The sequence below is a fragment of the Paracoccus aminophilus JCM 7686 genome (assembly GCF_000444995.1).
GTDB lineage: Bacteria > Pseudomonadota > Alphaproteobacteria > Rhodobacterales > Rhodobacteraceae > Paracoccus > Paracoccus aminophilus.
Map to the genome: position 1 here is coordinate 1,636,162 of NC_022041.1, position 20,235 is coordinate 1,656,396.

General features: G+C 62.3%; 19 protein-coding genes. 9 read left to right on the top strand and 10 right to left on the bottom strand.

Features of this window, described 5'->3' with window-relative positions:
• Nucleotides 1–28 precede the first annotated feature (28 nt).
• The 4 genes from JCM7686_RS08130 to cysS all read right to left on the bottom strand — a co-directional run bounded on the left by JCM7686_RS08130 (nt 29) and on the right by cysS (nt 4,970).
• Nucleotides 29–1,075, bottom strand: coding sequence for a protein-glutamate methylesterase/protein-glutamine glutaminase (locus JCM7686_RS08130; protein WP_020950376.1), 1,047 nt, complete (start codon nt 1,073–1,075; stop codon nt 29–31).
• A gap of 111 nt (nt 1,076–1,186) precedes the next feature.
• Nucleotides 1,187–1,945 carry a squalene/phytoene synthase family protein gene (locus JCM7686_RS08135; RefSeq protein ID WP_020950377.1) on the bottom strand — a complete coding sequence of 253 codons (759 nt, stop codon included), beginning with the start codon at nt 1,943–1,945 and terminating at the stop codon, nt 1,187–1,189.
• Complete coding sequence (cimA, locus tag JCM7686_RS08140; protein ID WP_020950378.1) at nt 1,942–3,558, bottom strand: citramalate synthase; 1,617 nt, start codon at nt 3,556–3,558, stop codon at nt 1,942–1,944. Before cimA ends, JCM7686_RS08135 begins: the two co-directional genes overlap by 4 nt.
• On the bottom strand, nt 3,558–4,970 hold the full coding sequence (gene cysS, locus JCM7686_RS08145) for a cysteine--tRNA ligase (protein ID WP_020950379.1): 1,413 nt from the start codon (nt 4,968–4,970) through the stop codon (nt 3,558–3,560). Before cysS ends, cimA begins: the two co-directional genes overlap by 1 nt.
• Nucleotides 4,971–5,125: 155 nt before the next feature.
• Between cysS and JCM7686_RS08150 the strand changes: the two genes are divergently transcribed.
• Nucleotides 5,126–5,467, top strand: coding sequence for an MmcQ/YjbR family DNA-binding protein (locus tag JCM7686_RS08150; protein ID WP_041527218.1), 342 nt, complete (start codon nt 5,126–5,128; stop codon nt 5,465–5,467).
• A gap of 39 nt (nt 5,468–5,506) precedes the next feature.
• Here JCM7686_RS08150 and JCM7686_RS08155 read toward each other — a convergent pair whose 3' ends face one another.
• The 5 genes from JCM7686_RS08155 to bhcR form a co-directional block, all read right to left on the bottom strand.
• Nucleotides 5,507–5,911: a pore-forming ESAT-6 family protein gene (locus JCM7686_RS08155; protein WP_020950381.1), complete on the bottom strand. Its 405-nt coding sequence runs from the start codon at nt 5,909–5,911 to the stop codon at nt 5,507–5,509.
• 94 nt (nt 5,912–6,005) lie between these two features.
• The gene (locus tag JCM7686_RS08160; protein WP_041527734.1) at nt 6,006–7,103 is read right to left on the bottom strand and encodes an ABC transporter ATP-binding protein; all 1,098 of its coding nucleotides are present in this window, start codon (nt 7,101–7,103) and stop codon (nt 6,006–6,008) included.
• A gap of 29 nt (nt 7,104–7,132) precedes the next feature.
• Nucleotides 7,133–7,939: an ABC transporter permease gene (locus tag JCM7686_RS08165; RefSeq protein WP_020950383.1), complete on the bottom strand. Its 807-nt coding sequence runs from the start codon at nt 7,937–7,939 to the stop codon at nt 7,133–7,135.
• Nucleotides 7,936–8,805 (bottom strand): ABC transporter permease, encoded by an 870-nt coding sequence (locus JCM7686_RS08170; RefSeq protein ID WP_020950384.1) that lies wholly within the window; start codon nt 8,803–8,805, stop codon nt 7,936–7,938. The genes JCM7686_RS08165 and JCM7686_RS08170 overlap by 4 nt, the downstream gene beginning before the upstream one ends.
• A gap of 304 nt (nt 8,806–9,109) precedes the next feature.
• Entirely contained in the window at nt 9,110–9,946 is an 837-nt protein-coding gene (gene bhcR, locus JCM7686_RS08175) for an HTH-type transcriptional regulator BhcR (RefSeq protein WP_020950385.1), read from the bottom strand.
• A gap of 170 nt (nt 9,947–10,116) precedes the next feature.
• On the opposite strand from bhcR, the gene bhcA reads away from it, so the two are divergent.
• The 7 genes from bhcA to uraH are packed head-to-tail and all read left to right on the top strand — an operon-like array spanning nt 10,117 to nt 17,684.
• The gene (gene bhcA / locus JCM7686_RS08180; RefSeq protein ID WP_020950386.1) at nt 10,117–11,307 is read left to right on the top strand and encodes an L-aspartate--glyoxylate aminotransferase BhcA; all 1,191 of its coding nucleotides are present in this window, start codon (nt 10,117–10,119) and stop codon (nt 11,305–11,307) included.
• Nucleotides 11,307–12,272, top strand: coding sequence for a beta-hydroxyaspartate dehydratase BhcB (gene bhcB, locus JCM7686_RS08185; protein WP_020950387.1), 966 nt, complete (start codon nt 11,307–11,309; stop codon nt 12,270–12,272). Before bhcA ends, bhcB begins: the two co-directional genes overlap by 1 nt.
• Nucleotides 12,273–12,282: 10 nt before the next feature.
• Nucleotides 12,283–13,446, top strand: a complete 1,164-nt coding sequence (bhcC, locus tag JCM7686_RS08190) for a 3-hydroxy-D-aspartate aldolase BhcC (RefSeq protein WP_020950388.1) — start codon at nt 12,283–12,285, stop codon at nt 13,444–13,446.
• Nucleotides 13,446–14,408, top strand: a complete 963-nt coding sequence (gene bhcD, locus JCM7686_RS08195; RefSeq protein WP_041527219.1) for an iminosuccinate reductase BhcD — start codon at nt 13,446–13,448, stop codon at nt 14,406–14,408. The genes bhcC and bhcD overlap by 1 nt, the downstream gene beginning before the upstream one ends.
• A 59-nt stretch (nt 14,409–14,467) precedes the next feature.
• The gene (locus tag JCM7686_RS08200; protein ID WP_020950390.1) at nt 14,468–15,949 is read left to right on the top strand and encodes a nucleobase:cation symporter-2 family protein; all 1,482 of its coding nucleotides are present in this window, start codon (nt 14,468–14,470) and stop codon (nt 15,947–15,949) included.
• A 13-nt stretch (nt 15,950–15,962) separates the two neighbouring features.
• Nucleotides 15,963–17,306: an 8-oxoguanine deaminase gene (locus JCM7686_RS08205; RefSeq protein ID WP_020950391.1), complete on the top strand. Its 1,344-nt coding sequence runs from the start codon at nt 15,963–15,965 to the stop codon at nt 17,304–17,306.
• A 24-nt stretch (nt 17,307–17,330) separates the two neighbouring features.
• A complete protein-coding gene (gene uraH / locus JCM7686_RS08210) occupies nt 17,331–17,684 on the top strand; it encodes a hydroxyisourate hydrolase (RefSeq protein WP_020950392.1) in 354 nt (117 codons plus the stop codon).
• A 75-nt stretch (nt 17,685–17,759) separates the two neighbouring features.
• On the opposite strand, the gene JCM7686_RS08215 is transcribed toward uraH, so the two are convergent.
• A complete protein-coding gene (locus tag JCM7686_RS08215; RefSeq protein WP_020950393.1) occupies nt 17,760–18,665 on the bottom strand; it encodes a LysR family transcriptional regulator in 906 nt (301 codons plus the stop codon).
• 114 nt (nt 18,666–18,779) lie between these two features.
• Between JCM7686_RS08215 and xdhA the strand changes: the two genes are divergently transcribed.
• Entirely contained in the window at nt 18,780–20,225 is a 1,446-nt protein-coding gene (gene xdhA, locus JCM7686_RS08220) for a xanthine dehydrogenase small subunit (RefSeq protein ID WP_020950394.1), read from the top strand.
• The last annotated feature ends 10 nt before the right edge of the window (nt 20,226–20,235 follow it).

The following is a 20,235-nucleotide window of genomic DNA, read 5'->3' on the forward strand; positions in this document are numbered from 1 at the left end:
CGATCGTTCGTACCGCCACTGCCATGGCTCACCGCGCCGGCGTTTTGGTCTGTCGACCGCAAGCCTGCAGGATCGCATCGCTCATATAGTGGAGCGGGACCAGATTTTGCGTTGCACCGTTTTCATAGGCAGCGCGCGGCATCCCCCAGACCACGGAGCTGTCCTTGTCCTGCGCCAAAGTGTTGCTGCCGGTTTTTCGCATTCGGAGCATCCCGTCAGCGCCATCGCGGCCCATCCCGGTCAGAATGACTGCAACCGCATAATCCCCAAGAAAAACCGCTGAATCAAAGAGGTTGTCGATCGATGGCCGATGACCCGAACGTTTCTCTCCTTCGATGAGCTGACAGACCGGGCTACCGCGCTGACCGGCCAGAGTCAGATGGGTCTCTCCCCCTGGGGCGAGGTAGATGTTACCCGGCAGAAGCGGCGCGCCCGTACTTGCCAGCTGAACCGTCGGGGAAATTCGACCATTCAGCCGTTGGGCGAAATTGGCGAGGAAAGATTCTGGCATGTGCTGCACGATCACCGTCGGCGGGCAGTTTTTGGGGAAAGATTGCAGGATCTTTTCCAGTGCCTCTACCCCACCGGTCGATGAGCCGATCAGCACATACCGACCATTCCAGATAAACGACGCAGATGAGGGCGCACGCACCTGAAGGGCTTCGGGCGAGCGCTTGGTGACCTTGGCCTGAGAGGCCATCACCACGACGTCTGGAAGCGCCGAAAAGGCCTCCGCTCGGGTCGCATCGGTGGGTTTGCCCACACATTCTACCGCCCCGAGGGAAAGCGCCTCGATCGCGGCGGCACTGCCCCGATGCGTTTCGGTCGAGACCATGACCACCGGGATCGGCTGCGTCGTCATCAGCTCGGCCAAAAGATCGAGCCCCGAGACACCGGGCATCTCGACATCCAGCGTCATGACATCGGGTTTCAATTCGGCGAGCCGCTGCTTGGCCTGAGCCGCATCACGCGCCTCGCCAACGACCTCTATTCGGGAATCAGCCGAGAGCGCCAGTCGGATCAACCGGCGCATTGTCAGCGAATCATCCACCACCAGCACACGGACGGTCCGCACAGCCTAACCGCCCCTATACATCATCGTGGATTGTCCAATCGCAGCCATCTTTCCCCCGTTCGTGATTCGAAGGTCAGAATGGCCGAAGGCGCTGAAGAATGCTTTAACGGATTAGACCCACCAGCGCCCGGTGAGTGCCAGACGCCCTAAACCGAAGCGGCGACGGAACTCGGAAACCTCGGGAACCAGTGCCTCACCGTCCTGCCTGAGAAGCTTCAAAATCCGACCCGCTTGGGGCGGCGCGTAAAGCGCGGGGGCGGCAGATCTCGGCACTTTCTTCCGAGACTTTCTAGCCAATTCCAATAAATTGAGACCAATACCTGCCAATTCTTCGATCTGCTCGGAAGCGCGGGTTGCGAACCCCAGCCCAAGTGCGTTGAGCGCCGGGAGAGCCGCCAGCCAGTTTGCGAGTCCCAGCCCCAAAGCCTGCGCCTCAAGCACCGGCTTTGCCTCTGCCGGAAAGTTCAGAGCATTTGCTGCAAATTGCATCAGAGGCACGGAAGTGGCGCGAATATAGGCCACGACCTCGTCAGGGCCCGCAAAAGGCGCGCGCTCGCAGTCGCGGCGACGCGCCTCTGCCAGAGCCGCGAACTCGCCGGTGGCCGGCCCCCAAGCCTCGGCCAAAGCCTGCAAAAGATCATCCGCGCCTCGCATCCCGAGTGCGGATTTGTGCAGCTGGTCGATCCACCATTGCAGGCGCATTTCCGCAATCAGGGGCTCGTTCGACTGCAACGGCGCCCGGGCGAGCTCGATATTCAGCGCATAAAGCGTCCAGAGCTTGGCCCGCGCCACAGCGGGCGCCACGAGCACGGCGCCGAAGCGGTCGGGATCGGCCTCGCGCAGGCCCTCGGCGATCTCTGCAAGGCTCATAGCGGGGCCAATCCGTCGCGCAAAAGCTTCCAATGGATCGCGTCGATCAGCGCCTCGAAACTCGCGTCGACAAGGTTCGGCGAGACCCCCACCGTCGACCAATGCCGCCCCAGATCGTCGGCACTGTCGATGGTGACACGGGTCACGGCATCGACGCCCGCGCCGGTGATGCGTACGCGAAAATCGGTGAGGCGCATCCCGTCGACCGCCGCCTGATAGGGGCCGAGATCCTTGCCGAGCGCGTGCCAAAGCGCCGAGACCGGGCCGCGGTCGCCGCCGTGCTCATCCATGCTTTCGCTGGCGGAAATCACCCTTTCTCCGGCGATGCGCGCGACCACGACCGCCTCAGAGACCGAGATGCGGCGGCCAAGCGCGTTCATGCGCCGCTCGATGGTGACGCGGTAACGCTCGACCTCGAAGAAGCGCGGCATCAGGCCCAATTCGCTGCGGGCAAGCAGCTCGAAACTCGCCTGCGCAGCGTCATAGGCATAGCCCTGATCCTCGCGCGCCTTCACCAGATCAAGGATGCGCGGCAGCGCTGGATCCTCGCGCGAGACCTCGATCCCGGCCTCGGCGAGACGCGCGCGCAGGTTCGACTGGCCCGCCTGATTGGACATCGGAATGATGCGCTCATTGCCGACCGATTCCGGGGCGATATGTTCGTAAGTCGCGGGGTTCTTGATGATCGCACTGGCGTGGAGCCCGGCCTTATGCGCGAAAGCCGATGCGCCGACATAAGGCAGACCGCGCGCCGAGGGGCGGTTCAGGATCTCATCGAGACGGCGCGAGATGCGCACCATCCGACCAAGCGCCTCGGGCGCGATCCCGGTCGAGAGCGTCGAGCGATAGGGTTCCTTCAGCAGCAGCGTCGGGATCAGGCTAGTGAGGCTCGCATTGCCGCAGCGCTCGCCCAGACCGTTGAGCGTGCCCTGGATCTGGCGCGCGCCCGCGTCCACCGCGGCCAGAGTACAGGCGACCGCATTGCCGGTGTCGTCATGGGTGTGAATGCCGAGATGATTGCCGGGAATGCCCGCCGCGATCACCGCTGTCGTCACCGCATGGATCTGCGCGGGCAAGGTGCCCCCGTTGGTGTCGCACAGAACCACCCAGCGCGCGCCGGCCTCGAGCGCGGTGCGCAGGCAAAGCACCGCGTAATCCGGGTCATCGGCATAGCCGTCAAAGAAATGCTCGGCGTCAAACAAGGCCTCGCGGCCAAGCGCGGTGACATGGGCAATCGAGGCGCGGATATTGGCGAGGTTGTCGTCAAGCGAGATGCCAAGCGCCTCGCGGACGTGGAAGGGATGTGTCTTGCCGACCAGACAGACGGCGCGGGTTCCGGCATTCAGAACAGCGGCCAGCACATCGTCATTCTCGGCCGAGCGCCCTGCCCGTTTGGTCATGCCAAAGGCGGTCATCGTGGCAAAGGTCTGGGGGGCTGCGGCGAAGAAATCGCTGTCGGTCGGGTTCGCGCCCGGCCAACCACCCTCGATGTAATCGACGCCGAGATCGTCGAGCATCCGCGCAATCTCGGCCTTTTCGGCGGCCGAGAATTGCACGCCCTGCGTTTGTTGCCCGTCGCGTAGCGTGGTGTCGTAAAGGTAGAGGCGATCCATCAAAGCAGCGCCTTCAGCTTGCCCAGATCAAGGCGCGGACCAGCCACAAGATCGACGCCCTCCTTGGTCATGCGCACTTCGACGCCCGCCTCGGTGAGCGCGGATTTGTAGCCATCCAGAGCAGAGAAGTCTTTTGTTATCTTTGCATTGTCGCGAATATCTACGAATTTACTTGAGGCGGATTTCAGCAACGCGTCAAGGTCCGGCCCATCAGCATCCCCGCTGCTCGCAAACCATGCGCCCAGATCCTCGCCAAGCAGCCCGATCAGCTGCGCCGAAGCCAAGAGTGCCGCCGGATCGCCCTTGAGCCCATGCAGGACCGAGAGCGCACCTGCAGTGTTCAGATCATCGGCCAAGGCCTCGATCACGCGCGGATCGGCAGCCGAGGGCGCGACGCCTGCGGTCAGCTTGCGCCATTCCCACAGCGTGTCACGGGCCTGAGCAGCTTTCTCTGCCGTCCAATCCATCGGCTTGCGGTAATGGGTCGAGAGCAGCACGAAGCGGATCACCTCGCCCGGGACGCCCTCATCCAAGAGGTCGCGAACGGTGAAGAAATTGCCGAGGCTTTTCGACATCTTCTTGCCTTCGACCTGCAGCATCTCATTGTGCAGCCAGACGCGGGCAAACTCGCTATGGGGATGGGCGCAGCAGCTCTGCGCGATCTCGTTCTCATGATGGGGGAATTGCAGATCGATCCCGCCCGCATGGATGTCGAAATTCGTGCCCAGCAGCTTCTCCGACATGGCCGAGCATTCGATATGCCAGCCCGGACGCCCGCGCCCCCAGGGGCTGTCCCAACCTGGCAGATCTTCGGTCGAGGGCTTCCACAGCACGAAATCCATCGGATCGCGCTTGAAGGGAGAAACCTCGACCCGTGCGCCCGCGATCATGTCATCGACCGAGCGGCCCGAAAGGCGGCCATACTCCTCGAAAGTGCGGACCTCGAAGAGCACATGACCCTCGGCGGCATAGGCATGGCCGCGCGCGATCAGGGTTTCGATCATCGCAACCATCTCGGCGATATATTCAGTCGCGCGGGGCTCGTGATCGGGACGGGCCGCGCCAAGCGCGTCCATATCCTGATGATACCAGCCGATGGTTTTCTCGGTCCGCTCACGGATCAGCTCTTCGAGCGTGCCCGCCGCCCCCGCCTCTTTGCGCTGCAAGGCGGTCGCGTTGATCTTGTCGTCAACATCGGTGAAATTGCGCACATAGGTCACGGCATCCGCGCCATAGGCATGACGCAGCAGCCGGTCGAGCACATCGATCACCACCACCGGCCGGGCGTTGCCCAGATGCGCGCGGTCATAGACCGTCGGCCCACACAGATACATGCGGACGTTTTCCGGATCGATCGGCCGGAAATCTTCTTTCCTGCGGGTCTTGCTATTCGTCAGACGGATCTGGACCATGACTTCCCCTGTTGCGGGCGTCTACTGGTCACGCTGAGCCGCCCGCATGAAATTTTCAGCCGGTAATGCAGCAGATGATGGCGGTGCGTGCAAACATGACGCCTCCCTTAAAGCAAGATCTTGTCTCTGCCAAGAGAGACTGGCATTTTCACTCTATGTCGCGCGAACTGGTGAATGATCTCTGTGCCCGTCAACCTGGAGCCGCTTGGTCGGATCCTTGGGGCGAAGGCCATGATTGCTGGAAGGTCGGCGGCAAGATCTTCGCGCTGATCGGAGCTGCGAGCGAAACCGTCTCGGTCAAGACCGCGAGCCCAGAGATGGCGGAACTGCTGATCCAGACCGGCGTCGCCGAACGCGCGAAATATCTGCATCGAAGCTGGGTGGCGGTCCCCCTGGACAGCGCGCCGGACGAGCTTTTGCATCGCATCCGCGCGTCTTACAAGCTGATCCGCGACAAGCTGCCCAAACGCCTGCGCGACGGCCTCGAGCTCAGCTAGAGGCTGCGCGGCGCCCGTGACAGGCGCCGCGCGAAAGGCTTATTGCGGAAGCTGGGCGGCAAGCGCCTGGATCATCGTGTCCATCTGCTTGCACAGAGCTTCTTCCGAGCTGTTTTGCGCTTTGGAGGCCGCGTCAAGCGACTGCTCGACGCCCATGGCCGCAACCGTGCCCGACTTGCCCTTGGCTTCAGCCGCATCGCCCTTGGCCTTGTCGCCTTCCGGGATCAGGGTCAGAAGCTTGGTCTGGATCTCGACAGCTTTGCCGTCGATATGGCCTTTCTCGGTGCAATATTCGAGCACGCCGAGCTGGTTGCGGGCGCTTTCATAAGCAACCCCGGCATCCATTTGCATCGGCGCGGGAGCGGCCGGGGTCTCGGCAGCTTGCGCGAAAGCCGCACCGGCGGTCAGAGCCAGAACGGGAAGTGCATAAAAGGCGCGGATCATGGTGATCTCCGTAGTTGAACCGAAGCGGAGCCTGTCATGCGCGTTTTGCCTGCGCAACTCCCGGGAGCGGAATCTTGCCGAAATCACAGACATATTAGCGGAAAAGCACCAAAGACCCTTCGGACCAGCTGATCCGGGTACGGGTTCCGACATCGGGAACGTCGCGGCCGAAAACGTTGCGCATCGAAATCCGGACCGGGCGGCTGACGCCGTCGAATCGCGCCGAGCCGTCGAGGCGAACGTCGTAATAGGTCATGTCGCCGTAATAGACGACTTCGTCGATGACGCCGCCGGTCACGCGACCCGTCGCGGGCTGGTTTGCAGCGAGGAGCGACACCCCTTCCGGGCGAAACCCGATCATCGGGCCCGCATCACCGGGGTTCGAGCGGCTGACATTGCGCTGGGGGATGGTGACGACGCCGAAGCCCGGCGTTTCGACGCGCACGCCCTCCGCAGTTTCCTCGATGACATGGGCGGGCAGGAAGTTCATCACACCGATGAAATCGGCAACCCGGCGGCTTGCGGGGCGCGCATAAAGCGCCTCGGGGCCGTCGAGCTGGGCGATCTCGCCCTCGAACATCACCGCAATCCGGTCGGACATGACCAGAGCTTCCTCCTGATCATGGGTGACCAGAACGAAGGTGATGCCGACCTGACGCTGCAGCTTGATGAGCTCGACCTGCATCTGCTCGCGCATCTTGCGATCCAGCGCCGAAAGCGGCTCGTCGAGAAGCAGCACCTTGGGCTTGAGGATCAGCGCGCGCGCCAAAGCCACGCGCTGGCGCTGGCCACCCGAGAGCGCATGGGCGGCGCGCTTGCCATAGCCTTTGAGCCCGACCATCTCGAGCGCCTCTTCGACCGCCTTGGCCTTTTCCGCCGAGGAACGCGGATCGCGGCGCAGACCAAAGCCCACGTTTTCCGCAACCGTCAGATGCGGGAAAATCGCATAGGATTGAAAGACCATATTGGTCGGACGCCGGTTCGCGGGCACGCCCGCCATATCCTGCCCGTCGATCAGCACCACGCCCGAGGAAATATCCTCGAACCCGGCAATCGTGCGCAAGAGCGTGGTCTTGCCGCAGCCCGAGGGGCCGAGAAGCGAGAAGAATTCGCCCTCGCGGATGGTCAGGTCAATGCCGCGCAGCGCGTGATAATCGGCATAATATTTATGCACATCGCGGCATTCGATCATCGGCTTGCGGTCTTGGGTTGTGGTCACGCTCACAGGAAGCCTCCGGAATCTTTGCCGCCGGTCCGGGCAACGCCGCGGCGACGGAAATATTCAGCAATGGTCAGAAGGACGATCGACAGCACGACCAGCACCGTGCCGAGCGCCATGATCATCGGGATTTGTTTGGGGAAGCGCAGCTGCGAATAGATATAGGTCGGCAGCGTCACCTCTTTGCCCGCAAGGAAGAAGGCGATGATGAATTCGTCCAGACTGATGGTGAAGGACATCAGAAGCGAGGAGATCACCCCCGGCATCACCAAGGGCAGGATGACCAGCCGGAAGGCGCTCCATTTCGTTTCGCCGAGATCATAGGCGGCCTCTTCCAGCGAACGGTCGAGCGAGTTGAACGCGGTCGTCAGGATCACCGTCGCATAGGGAATGCAGATCAGCGTATGGCCCATGATGACGGTCAGGATCGAGAGTTCGACCCCCACGGACAAGAGCACGACCAGCAGCGACATCGAGACGATGATCTCGGGCAGGACCAGCGGCAGCATGATCAGCCCGACGATTGGCCCTTTGCCCGGGAACTCGAACCGGGTCGAGGCGCGCGCGGCAAAGATGCCAAGGCATGTCGCAAAGATCGATGAGCAGACCGCGATGATCAGCGAATTCGACAGCGCCCGGCGCAAAGTCAGGTTCTCGGCCGCCTGCACGAACCAGTCGGTGGTGAAGCCCTTGAGCGGGAAGGCGATGATCGTGCCCGAGTTGAAGGCAAAGATCGGCAAAAGCACGATCGGCGCGTAAAGGAAGATCAGATAAAGGATCGCATAGATCCGAAGGCCGCCACCCTTCATTGCTTCACCTTGAGAAAACGCCGGTTGAGGAAGAGGAAGATCACGCTCACCACGCCGACGATCAGCATGGCGGTGATCGCCAGCGCCGAGCCGAGCGGGCGGTTGTCGAGATCAAGCATCTGCGCCTGAATGAGGTTCGCGATCATCGGGATCTTGCCGCCGCCGATCAGGGCGGGCGTGACGTAATCGCCGATGGTCGGAATGAAGACGATCAGCGAGGCCGCAACCACACCCGGCATCGCCAAGGGCAGCGTCACGCGCCAGAAGGTCATCAGCCGGTTCTCGCCCAGATCGCGCCCGGCTTCGAGCAGCGAGCGGTCGATCTTTTCCAGCGCGACAAAGATCGGCAAGATCGCAAAAGGCGCATAGGCATGGGCAAGCGTGATCACCATGGAATTGACGTTATAGAGGATGAACGTCAGGGGTTCCTCAATGATTCCAAGGCTTTTTAGGCCAGAGTTGATAACGCCATTATAGCCGAGGATCACCTTCCACAGAAACACCCGGATCAGATAGCTGGTCCAGAAGGGAATGGTGATCAAAAAGATCCAAAGCGATTTCTTGCTCGGCGAGACCACGAAGGACAGAAAATAGGCGACCGGAAAGGCCAGAACCACCGTCGTCAGCGTGACCAAAGCGGCAACGATCAGCGAGCGGCTCATGATCTTGTAAAAGATCGGATCGCCCCAGACCGCGATATAGTTTTCGAAAGTAAACTCGCGAATGACTACGAGATAGCCGTCCTTGAGGAAGGAATAGGCCAGGATCGTGGCCAGCGGCACTGCGAGAACCAGAATAGAATAGATCAGAGGGGGCGAGATGAGGGCCAACCCCTGCCGAGCCTCTGATCGGTGACCTGCCGCCATTTTTCCCTCGCATGCCGGACCGACGTTCTTTTCCGGATAATTTTCACAACTTAGCCGGAAGGGAAAGCCTTTTTGGACCGGCAAACGGATCTGTCCGCGCGGCAAGGGCTAGAGCGGGCAGGTAACGACCCTATGACGCCCCCGTGACGCCCCGGAAACGACCCTGTGTGACCGGGAGAAGTCGGGAGAAAATACGGGTGGCCATCAAGGAGACGACCACCCGCGCGTGATGAAAAGAGTCAGTTGCAATAACGCCAGTCTGACACAGAAGCATTAAAGTTTCCTTTCATCCTTTCCCCCTACCCTAAAAATTATCTTCTGCCGGGCCCGAGAGCGATAGGGCACGCGCCGCCTCGACCACGGCACTGCCAATATCAGAGAGCCGCGCCTCGGTCATGCGATGCGACGGACCCGAAACGGAAATCCCGGCCACGGGCTCTCCGAACATGTCAAAGATCGGGGCGGCAATGCAGCGCATCCCGGGCGAGCGCTCTTCATTGTCGATCGAATAGCCGCGCGCGCGCGTTTCCGTCAGATCGGCGACCAGATCGGCCCGCTCTGTCAGCGTCGTCGGCGTGAAGCGATCCAGCACCGCCTCGTGGAAGAAGGTGCGCAAGACCTCGGGGCGCACGAAAGCCAGCAGCGCCTTGCCAATTCCCGAGGAATGGAGGGGCGAGCGCGTGCCCGGCGGAAAGAAGGCGCGGATCGTCTCATGGGTTTCAACCTGACCGATAAACAGAACCGCATTACCGTTGCGGATCCCAAGGTTGGCGGTTTCACCGGTCAGCTCCATCAGGCGGCGCATCACGGGACGCGAACGCTCGATCAACCCCGAGCGACGCATGAAGGCCGAGCCATAGCGAAACGCCGTCGGGCCAAGATGCCAGGCCTGCGTGAGCGGATCGCTTTCGACCACGGCGCGGGCATCAAGCGTCGTCAGGACGCGGTGCACGGTCGAGGGTGCAAGCCCCATGCGCTGCGCGATCTCGCTGAGCGTCATGCCCTGTTCGCTGGCCAAGATGTCCATGAGGTCCAGCGCCCGGTCCAGCGCGCGCACCCCACCCTTGTCTTCGGCCTGCGAATTTCCCGAGCCACGCGGCCTGCCCCTTTTGCGGGGTTGATTCTCTTTTCCATGAATCATTGAGGATCATTATGCCTTTCGTTGAAAATCATATTTGCGATCTGGAAAAGCCCAAGATTTTGATTTCTCAAGCTTATATCATATTTTTCCGTCATTGCGAAATATTTTTCAGAAAAATTGCAACATTCCCAGACCGCTCGTAACGTGGAATGAAGAGGAAAGGATATGCCATGATCAGCCAGAACCCCGTCTTCATTCCCGGCCCGACCAATATGCCCGAGGCCCTTCGCCGGGCGGTGGATATTCCGACCATCGACCACCGTTCAGCGGAATTCGGTCGCATCCTTCACCCCGCACTTGAGGGCGTGAAGAAGGTTCTCAAGACGAAAGACGCGCAGGTCTTCGTGTTTCCCTCGACCGGCACCGGTGGCTGGGAAACCGCGATCTCGAACACGCTTTCGGCCGGCGACAAGGTGCTGGCGGCGCGCAACGGCATGTTCAGCCATCGCTGGATCGACATGTGCCAACGCCACAATCTCGATGTCACCATCGTCGAGACGCCCTGGGGCGAAGGCATCCCGGCCGACCGCTTCGAGGAGATCCTGAGCGCCGACAAGGGTCACGAGATCCGCGTCGTTCTGGCCACGCATAACGAGACCGCGACCGGGGTCAAATCCGACATCGCCGCGGTCCGCCGTGCGCTGGATGCGGCGGGCCATCCGGCGCTTCTGTTCGTTGACGGCGTCAGCTCGATCGGCTCGATGGATTTCCGCATGGATGAATGGGGCGTCGATATTGCCGTCACCGGCAGCCAGAAGGGCTTCATGCTGCCGCCGGGTCTGGCGATCACCGCCTTCTCGCCGAAAGCAATGGCAGCGGTCGAAAGCGCCCGCCTGCCCCGCACCTTCTTCGACATCCGCGACATGGCCTCGGGCTATGCCCGCAACGGCTATCCCTATACCCCGCCGGTCGGGCTCATCAACGGGCTGAACGAAAGCTGCAAGCTGCTGCTCGCCGAGGGCATCGACAATGTCTTCGCCCGCCACCGCCGCATTGCCGAAGGCGTGCGCAAGGCGGTCCACGCCTGGGGGATGGAGCTTTGCGCCGCGCGCCCCGAGCTTTACTCGGACAGCGTCAGCGCGATCAAATTCCCAGCGGGCTTTGACGGCAACCGCTTCGTCAGCCATGCGATGGACCAATATCAGGTCGCCTTCGGCACCGGGCTGGGCGAGGTTGCGGGCAAGGTCTTCCGCATCGGCCATCTCGGCAGCCTGACCGATGCCATGGCGCTGCTCGCGATCTCGGTCGCCGAGATGTGTCTGGCCGATATGGACCTGCCGGTCCAGCTGGGTTCCGGGGTTGCGGCGGCGCAGGAGCATTACCGCCAGACCGCAGGCGCTGCCCTGAGAAAGGCCGCGTGATGAAGGACGCGGCGCCCTTTTATATCCCGACCCTGGGCGACATGTTTGCCGCCCGGGACCGGATCGCCCCCTATGTCCACCGCACGCCGGTGATGACCTCGCGGATGCTCAATGAGCTGACCGGGGCCGAGCTCTTCTTCAAATGCGAGAACCTGCAAAAGGCGGGCGCCTTCAAGGCACGGGGCGCGTCGAATGCGGTCTTTTTGCTGACCGAGGAGCAGGCGGCGCGCGGGGTCGCGACCCATTCGAGCGGCAACCACGGCAGCTGTCTGTCCTATGCTGCGGGCCGTCGGGGCATTCCCTGCACCGTGGTCATGCCGCGCACCGCGCCGCAGGCCAAGAAGGATGCCGTGCGCGGCTATGGCGCGCGGATCGTGGAATGCGAGCCTTCGACCTCCAGCCGCGAGGCGGTCTTTGCCGAAGTCGTGGCCGAGACCGGGGCCGAGTTCGTGCATCCCTATAATGACTGGCGCGTGATCGCTGGTCAGGCGACTTGCTCGGCCGAGCTGATCGAGCAGGTCGAAGGCCTTGATGCGGTGGTTGCGCCGATCGGCGGCGGCGGCATGATTTCGGGGACTTGTCTGACGCTCTCGAACCTCTCGCCGAAAACCCGGATCTATGCCGCCGAGCCGCTGAATGCCGACGATGCGGCGCGCAGTTTCCGCGCCGGTCGCATCATCGCCGATGACGCGCCCAACACCGTCGCCGACGGGCTGAAAGTGCCGCTGAAGGAGCTGACCTGGCACTTCGTCCGCAACCATGTGACCGACATCCTCACCGCCACCGAAGACGAAATCGTCGAGGCGATGAAGCTGATCTGGAAGCGCATGAAGATCGTGATGGAGCCCTCGAGCGCCGTGCCGCTCGCGACCATCATCAAGAACCGTGATCTCTTCGCCGGCAAACGCGTCGGCCTCATCATCACCGGCGGCAACGTCGATCTCGACCGCCTGCCGTGGAACTAAGGGGAACATCATGAACGCCAAAACGGATTTTGCGGGTTACGAGGTCGGTTTCGACATCCCCGCCCTGCCCGGCATGGACGAGAAGGACATCCAGACGCCCTGCCTGATCCTTGATCTCGACGCGCTCGAGCGCAACGTCAAGAAAATGGGCGATTACGCCAAGGCCCATGGGATGCGCCACCGCAGCCACGGCAAGATGCACAAATCGGTCGATGTTCAGAGACTTCAGGAACATCTCGGCGGGGCCGCTGGGGTTTGCTGCCAAAAGGTGTCAGAGGCCGAGGTCTTTGCTCGCGGCGGGATCAAGGACATTCTGGTCACGAACGAGGTCCGCGATCTGGCCAAGATCGACCGGCTGGCGCGGATGCCGAAACTGGGATCCACGGTGACGGTTTGCGTCGATGATGTGAAAAACATCGCCGATCTCTCTGCCGCGGCGCAGAAATACGGCACCGAGCTTGGCATTTTCGTCGAGATTGATTGCGGCGCGGGGCGTTGCGGCGTCAAGACCGCCGAGGCTGTCGTTGAAATCGCTCAGGCGGCAGCCGCCGCCCCGAACCTGACCTTCAAGGGCATTCAGGCCTATCAGGGCGCAATGCAGCATATGGATTCCTTTGAGGATCGCAAAGCCAAGCTCGACGCCGCGATTGCGCAGGTGAAAGAAGCGGTCGAGGCGCTGGATAAAGTCGGGCTGAAGCCGGAATTTGTCTCGGGCGGCGGCACGGGGTCTTATTACTTCGAAAGCAATTCGGGCGTCTTCAACGAGCTTCAATGCGGCTCTTACGCCTTTATGGATGCCGATTACGGCCGCATTCACGACGCGCAGGGCCAGCGTATCGACCATGGCGAATGGGAGAATGCGCTGTTTATTCTGACCTCGGTGATGAGCCATGCAAAACCCCATCTTGCGGTGGTCGATGCGGGTCTCAAAGCGCAATCGGTCGACAGCGGCCTGCCGGTCATCTATGGTCGTGAAGATGTCAAATATATCAAATGCTCGGACGAACATGGCGTCATTGACGATCCGAATGGCGTTCTGGCGATCAATGAAAAGCTGAAACTCGTTCCCGGCCATTGCGATCCGACCTGCAACGTCCATGATTGGTATGTCGGGGTTCGAAACGGCAAGGTGGAATCGGTTTGGCCGGTTTCAGCACGCGGAAAGGCCTATTGATGTATATTGTCGCAGAGAAAGAAATCGCGGGCCTGATGACTCCGGCCGCAGCCTTTGAGGCGATCGAGGCGGTTTTCGCCGCAATGGCCGCGCGCAAGGCCTATAACTTTCCGGTGGTGCGCGAAGCCATTGGCTATGAGGATGCGCTTTACGGCTTTAAAGGTGGGTTTGACGGGGCGGCCCTGACGCTTGGGCTGAAAGCGGGCGGCTATTGGCCCAATAACCAGAAGCACAATCTCATCAACCACCAATCGACGATCTTTCTCTTTGACGCCGATACCGGGCGCGCCAAAGCCGCAATCGGGGGCAATCTGCTGACCGCTTTGCGCACGGCGGCGGCCTCGGCGGTCTCGATCAAATATCTCGCGCCGAAAGGTGCGAAGGTTCTGGGCATGATCGGGGCGGGCCATCAATCCGCTTTCCAGATGAAGGCCGCCGCAGCCGTCCATTCCTTCGAGAAGGTGATTGGCTGGAACCCCCATCCCGAAATGCTGACCCGTCTGGCCGAGACCGCCGCCGGGCTTGGCCTGCCCTTCGAGGCGGTCGAGCTTGACCGTCTGGGCGCCGAAGCCGATGTCATCATCTCGATCACCTCGGCCTTTTCGCCCCTGCTGATGGACGCCCATGTCAAGGGCGAGACCCATATCGCGGCCATGGGCACCGACACCAAGGGCAAGCAAGAGCTTGACCCGGCGCTGGTCGCTCGTGCGCGCATCTTCACCGATGAGGTCGCGCAATCGATCTCGATCGGGGAAACCCAGCACGCCATCGCGGCTCATCTGATTGCGGAGGAGGCAGTCCATGAGCTTGGCGCGGTGGTGACTGGCGCGATCCCGGGGCGGGACGGTGCCGAGGTGACGCTCTTTGACGGCACCGGCGTTGGTTTGCAGGATCTCGCGGTCGCGGCCAAGGTGCTCGAACTCGCCATCGAGAAAGGACTAGCCCAGCAGGCCGAGCTTTGATGCCCGGCCACTGACGACAAAAAGAAGAAGAAGAAAACATCCGAACCAGGGAGGATAGGATGCAGACTGACTCAACCCCGAAGGGTTTCGACCCCGTCGAGGAGCGCTTACCCGCTCCTCGTCTTTTCGCACTTGGTTTCCAACACGTTCTGGTCATGTATGCCGGGGCGATTGCGGTGCCCCTGATCGTTGGCCGCGCCCTTCAGCTTGATGCGAAGGACGTGGCCTTTCTGATTTCCGCCGACCTCTTTGTCTGCGGCATCGTCACCATCATCCAGAGCTTCGGCGCCACGCAATGGTTCGGTATCAAGTTGCCGGTGATGATGGGCGTGACCTTTGCCGCCGTCGGCCCGATGGTCGCCATCGCAAGCTCGAACCCCGGCACCGAGGGGGCGCGCATGATGTTCGGCGCGATCATGGCGGCGGGGGTGATCTCGATCTTCTTCGCGCCGCTGGTCAGCCGGATGCTGCGGTTCTTCCCCAGCGTCGTCACCGGCACGGTGATCCTCGTGATCGGGGTCAGCCTGATGCCCGTCGGCATCAACTGGATCTTCGGCCTGCCGGTCGGACCGACGGCGCCGAAGATCGTCGATCCCGCTCAGGCCGAATGGCTGCAAACCGCCATCGCCGCCGGAGGCGTGCCCGATGGCGTGAAGCTTCTGCCGACCGTGCCGAACCCGGCCTATGCCTCGATGACCAGCATCCTGATCGGCGTCGTCGTGCTGGCCTCGATCCTCTTGATCGCGCGCTTTGCCAAGGGCTTTGTAGCCAATATCGCGGTGCTTTTGGGCATCATCATCGGCGGTCTTCTCGCCGCAGCTCTGGGCGTGATGCATTTCGGCGATATCGGCTCGGCCGCCTGGTTCGCACCGATCAAGCCGATGCATTTCGGCACGCCGATCTTTGATCCGATCATGATCCTGACCATGCTTCTGGTGATGTTCGTGACCATGATCGAATCCACCGGCATGTTCCTGGCGCTCTCCGATATCTGCGAGCGCAAGATGACGCCCAAAGCGCTCAGCGCAGGCCTGCGGGTCGATGGTCTTGGCACCGCGATTGGCGGGCTCTTCAACACCTTCCCCTATACGTCCTTCAGCCAGAACGTCGGCCTTGTCGGCGTGACCGGGGTGCGCTCGCGCTTTGTCTGCGTGGCGGGCGGCGCGATCATGATCCTGCTGGGGCTGATCCCGAAAATGGGCGCTTTGGTGGAATCGCTGCCGACCACGGTTCTGGGCGGCGCGGGCCTTGTCATGTTCGGCATGGTCGCAGCGACCGGCGTGCGCATTCTCTCGAACGTCGATTTCAAGGGCAACAAGCACAACCTCTTCATCGTCGCGGTCTCGCTTGGCCTCGGCATGATCCCGATGATCGCGCCCGATTTCAACCAGTGGCTGCCCCATTCGGTGCATACGCTGATCCATTCGGGTATCTTGCTGGCGGCACTGGCGGCCGTTGGCCTGAACTGGTTCTTCAACGGCGCACCTCATGCGAATGAGGACGATATCCGCGCCGCTGGCCATGCCGCAGAGGCGCATTAATGAGGCAGATTGAATGACCGCTCGTTTGCTGATCCGAAACGCCGAATGTGTCGTCACCATGGACGGCACCCGACGCGAGATTGCAGGCGGCGACATCCTGATCGACGGCGGAGTGATCTCTGCCGTCGGTTCAGGCCTTGTTGCCGAAGGGGCCGAGATCGTCGACGCGAAAGGCTGCGTCGTCACGCCGGGTCTCGTGAACACCCACCATCACCTCTTTCAAACCCTGACCCGCGCGGTGCCTGCCGCGCAGGATGCCGCGCTTTTTGGATGGCTCAGGACGCTCTATCCGATCTGGGGTCGGATGGGGCCGAAGGATATCCGCATCTCGACCCAGCTCGGTCTGGCCGAGCTCGCGCTGTCGGGCTGCACCTGCTCGTCCGATCACCTCTATCTTTTCCCGAATGGCGCGCGGCTTGATGACAGTATCGAGGCCGCGACCGAGGTCGGTATCCGCTTTCACGCCACACGCGGCGCCATGTCAATCGGCGAGAGCAAAGGCGGTCTGCCGCCTGATGCTTTGGTCGAGGAGGAGGCCGCGATCCTCAAGGACAGCGCCCGGCTGGTCGATGCCTATCACGACCCCAACCCCGGCGCGATGGTGCAGGTCGGCCTCGCGCCCTGCTCGCCCTTCTCGGTCAGCCGCGAGCTGATGCGCGACGCGGCCATTCTTGCCCGCGAAAAGGGCGTGCGGCTTCACACCCATCTGGCCGAAAATGACGAGGATATCGCCTATTCTCTGGAAAACTTCGGGATGCTGCCCGGCGATTATGCCGAAAGCCTCGGCTGGACCGGCGATGATGTCTGGCACGCGCATTGCGTGAAGCTCTCGCCCGGCGAGATCGACCTTTTCGCCCGCACCGGGACCGGGGTCGCGCATTGCCCCTGCTCGAATGCGCGACTGGCCTCGGGGATCGCGCCGGTGCGCGCGATGCGCGACGCGGGCGTGCCGGTGGGTCTGGGCGTCGATGGCTCGGCCTCGAATGACAGCAGCCATCTCGGGCTCGAGGCGCGTCAGGCCATGCTGGTGGCGCGGCTCAAAGACGGCCCCTCGGCCATGACCGCGCGCGAGGTGCTCGAGATCGCGACGCTTGGCGGCGCCCGCGTGCTCGGCCGCAGCGATCTCGGATCGATCGAGCCCGGCAAACGCGCCGATGTCGTGCTCTGGGACATCTCAGAGCTTCCCGGCGCGGGCAGCTGGGATCCGGTCGCCACGCTGATCTTCTGCGCGCCGGTGCGTCCCCGCGCCGTTTATGTCGAAGGTCGCGCGGTCGTCGATGACTTCCAGCTTCAGACGATCGACCCTATTGCTCTTAACACCGAGGCCCGCGCCGCCGTGATCCGGCTGGCGGGCTGACCGACCCTGAAAGAAGGAACGACCATGTCCGGCTATCTGACCACCCATGTCCTCGATACGGCCTCGGGCCAGCCCGCAAAAGGCATGCGGATCGAGCTTTATCGGCTGACCGGCGACACGCGCACCCGCCTCGCCGCCACGGTGACCAATGACGATGGCCGGACGGATGCGCCCATCCTGCCGAAAGAGAGCTTCCAGACCGGCGAATATGAGCTGGTCTTCCACGTCGGCGACTATCTGGATGCGCAAGGGGTCAAGGGCGAAAGCCCGCGTTTCCTCGATGTCGTGCCGCTGCGCTTCGGCATGGCGGCAGAAGATCATTACCACGTGCCGCTGCTGGTCTCGCCCTATAGCTTCTCGACCTATCGCGGCAGCTAAGGCCCAGCCTCCAGATCGGCCGCAAAATCAGGCCCGGACCTGCCCAACCGCAGGCCCGGGCTTTTGTTCAGAAGATCAGGCCCCGGTCTGAAAGATCCCGCGGGTTTCGCGCGCCGCGAAATCGGCAAAGAGGCGCAGCTTCGGATCCTGAAGGCGGCGATGCGGGGTCAACATGCCGAATTGCGCCGGGATCGGCGCGAATTGCGGCAAAAGCTCGACCAGCGCGCCCGAGGCGAGATGCTCAGCCACCTCATAGCGCGGCCGGTTGGCGATCCCCTGCCCGGCGAGCGCCCAATCCGTCAGCACATCGCCGTCATCGGCATCGAAACGCCCGTTCACCATCATCTTGATCGGGCCATCCTTGGATTGCAGCAGCCAGTAATATTCCGGGCTGCGCGGATAGCGCAGCAGCAAGCAGTTGTGCTGGGCAAGATCATGCGGCGCCTCGGGCGTGCCATGGGTCGCAAGATAGCTTGGCGCGGCAACCAGCGCGCGACGGCAATCGGCAATCCGGCGCCATTTGAGCGCGGAATCCTTGGGCTCGCCCAGGAAAAACGCCAGATCAATGCCATCGGCGACAATATCGACATTACGGTCCGAGAGCCGCAGCCGCACCTCGACCCCGGGATATTCGGCGCAGAACCGTGGCACCAGCGGCGCGATCAGGCGACGCCCTAGGCCAAGCGGCGCGGTCACCCGGATCGTGCCATGCGGCGTCCCCGAAAAACCCGAGACCACCGCCTCGGCCTCGTCGAGCAGCTCGATCACCCGCCGGGCGGAATCGTAGAACGCACGGCCAATTTCGGTCGGGACCAGCTTTCGCGTGGTGCGGTTGAGCAGCCGGACGCCAAAACGCGTCTCGAGATCCTTGATCCGGTTCGAGGCGACCGCGGGCGACATCCGCAGATCGCGCCCGCCTGCGGTGATCGAACCGAGGTCGACCACCCGCACAAAGACCCGGAGACTTTCAAGGTAAGGCACGCATTGCTCCGTCTCTTTCAATGTTTCGTGGAAAGTGTTACGCTTTTTCCGTGATTTCGCAAATCGAATTTCCGGTTACTCTCAGCTCACCCAGCTAGGCAGCGCGAGGATGGAATGGGATCCGAATTGAAATTCCTGCTCAATGACAGCGAGATCCGTCTGACCGAGGTCGGCGGGGCGGACACGCTGCTCGATTTCCTGCGGTTGCAAAAGCGCATGTTGGGCACCAAAGAAGGTTGCGCCGAGGGCGATTGCGGCGCCTGCACGGTTCTGGTCGGCAGGCTTCATCAGGGCGAGCTGCGCTATGAGCCAGTGAACGCCTGCATCCGCTTTTTGGCCTCCTGCCACGGCTGCCATATCGTCACGATCGAGCATCTGCGTGGCAGCGATGGCGGGCTGCATCCGGTCCAGCGCGCCTTCGTCGAGCATCACGCCAGCCAATGCGGCTTTTGCACGCCGGGCTTCATCATGTCGCTTTATGGGCTGTGGATGGCCAAGCCCAAGCCCTCGGTGGTCGAGATCGAGAATGCGCTGCAGGGCAACCTTTGCCGCTGCACCGGCTATGAACCGATCATCAAGGCCGCTTTGGCCGCATCCGAGGCGGGCGGCCAGGCGATGGACCAGCTCGCGCTCGAACGCGACCGCGTGACCGGCTGGCTAAGCGCCGTCGCGCCCGAACGGATCGAGACCGCACGCGGTCAGGACCGGGCCATTCTGCCGAAAGACGCCGCTGATCTCGCTCAGATCCTCGCCGAACATCCCCAAGCGACCATCGTCGCCGGTGCGACCGATGTCGGGCTTTGGGTCACGAAGATGCTGCGCCCGATTTCTCCGGCGGTCTTCATCGGCCATCTGACCGAATTGAAGGGTATTTCCGTGACGGAGAATGAGATTACCCTCGGCGCGGGCGTCACCTATTCCGAGTTTCAGCCCTTCATCGCCAGCTATTTCCCGCAGGCCGAGGATTACTGGAACCGCATTGCCGGCTGGCAGGTGCGCAATGTCGGCACGATTGGTGGCAATGTTGCGAATGGCTCGCCCATCGGCGAGACCCCGCCCCTGCTGATCGCGCTTGGCGCGGTGGTGGTGTTGCGCTCGACCAAAGGCCAGCGCCGGGTCGCGATCGAGGATTATTTCATCGCCTATGGCAAGCAGGACCGCGCGCCGGGCGAATTCGTCGAGGCGATTGTCATTCCCCGCGCAGGCGCCGACCGGATCGCGGCCTATAAGGTCTCGAAACGCGCGCATTCGGATATTACCGCGACGGCAGTGGCCTTCCGGATCGCGACCGATGGCAAGGTGATCCGCGACGCCCGCATCGCCTTTGGCGGCATGGCAGGCACGCCCAAACGCGCCGAGGGCGCTGAGGCTGCCTTGCGGGGCCAGCCCTTCTCGGCCGAAAGCTTCGAGGCGGCAGCCCGTGCGGTGGGCGATGATTTCCAGCCGCTCTCGGATTGGCGCGCCACTGCCGATTATCGCCGACTTGTCGCCGCCAATCTGATCCGCCGCTTCTGGCTGGAGCAGACCGGAGATGCCCAACGCCTGTCCCGCGTGGAATGAGAGGTTCGAG

Excerpts from the sequence above, each read along its gene's own strand:
- JCM7686_RS08135 (WP_020950377.1), bottom strand. The coding sequence starts at position 1,945 with ATGAGCCTTGCAGAGATCGCCGAGGGCCTGCGCGAGGCCGATCCCGAC.
- cimA (WP_020950378.1), bottom strand. The coding sequence starts at position 3,558 with ATGGATCGCCTCTACCTTTACGACACCACGCTACGCGACGGGCAACAA.
- cysS (WP_020950379.1), bottom strand. The coding sequence starts at position 4,970 with ATGGTCCAGATCCGTCTGACGAATAGCAAGACCCGCAGGAAAGAAGAT.
- JCM7686_RS08150 (WP_041527218.1), top strand. The coding sequence starts at position 5,126 with ATGTCGCGCGAACTGGTGAATGATCTCTGTGCCCGTCAACCTGGAGCC.
- JCM7686_RS08155 (WP_020950381.1), bottom strand. The coding sequence starts at position 5,911 with ATGATCCGCGCCTTTTATGCACTTCCCGTTCTGGCTCTGACCGCCGGT.
- JCM7686_RS08160 (WP_041527734.1), bottom strand. The coding sequence starts at position 7,103 with ATGATCGAATGCCGCGATGTGCATAAATATTATGCCGATTATCACGCG.
- JCM7686_RS08165 (WP_020950383.1), bottom strand. The coding sequence starts at position 7,939 with ATGAAGGGTGGCGGCCTTCGGATCTATGCGATCCTTTATCTGATCTTC.
- JCM7686_RS08170 (WP_020950384.1), bottom strand. The coding sequence starts at position 8,805 with ATGGCGGCAGGTCACCGATCAGAGGCTCGGCAGGGGTTGGCCCTCATC.
- bhcR (WP_020950385.1), bottom strand. The coding sequence starts at position 9,946 with ATGATTCATGGAAAAGAGAATCAACCCCGCAAAAGGGGCAGGCCGCGT.
- bhcA (WP_020950386.1), top strand. The coding sequence starts at position 10,117 with ATGATCAGCCAGAACCCCGTCTTCATTCCCGGCCCGACCAATATGCCC.
- bhcB (WP_020950387.1), top strand. The coding sequence starts at position 11,307 with ATGAAGGACGCGGCGCCCTTTTATATCCCGACCCTGGGCGACATGTTT.
- bhcC (WP_020950388.1), top strand. The coding sequence starts at position 12,283 with ATGAACGCCAAAACGGATTTTGCGGGTTACGAGGTCGGTTTCGACATC.
- bhcD (WP_041527219.1), top strand. The coding sequence starts at position 13,446 with ATGTATATTGTCGCAGAGAAAGAAATCGCGGGCCTGATGACTCCGGCC.
- JCM7686_RS08200 (WP_020950390.1), top strand. The coding sequence starts at position 14,468 with ATGCAGACTGACTCAACCCCGAAGGGTTTCGACCCCGTCGAGGAGCGC.
- JCM7686_RS08205 (WP_020950391.1), top strand. The coding sequence starts at position 15,963 with ATGACCGCTCGTTTGCTGATCCGAAACGCCGAATGTGTCGTCACCATG.
- uraH (WP_020950392.1), top strand. The coding sequence starts at position 17,331 with ATGTCCGGCTATCTGACCACCCATGTCCTCGATACGGCCTCGGGCCAG.
- xdhA (WP_020950394.1), top strand. The coding sequence starts at position 18,780 with ATGGGATCCGAATTGAAATTCCTGCTCAATGACAGCGAGATCCGTCTG.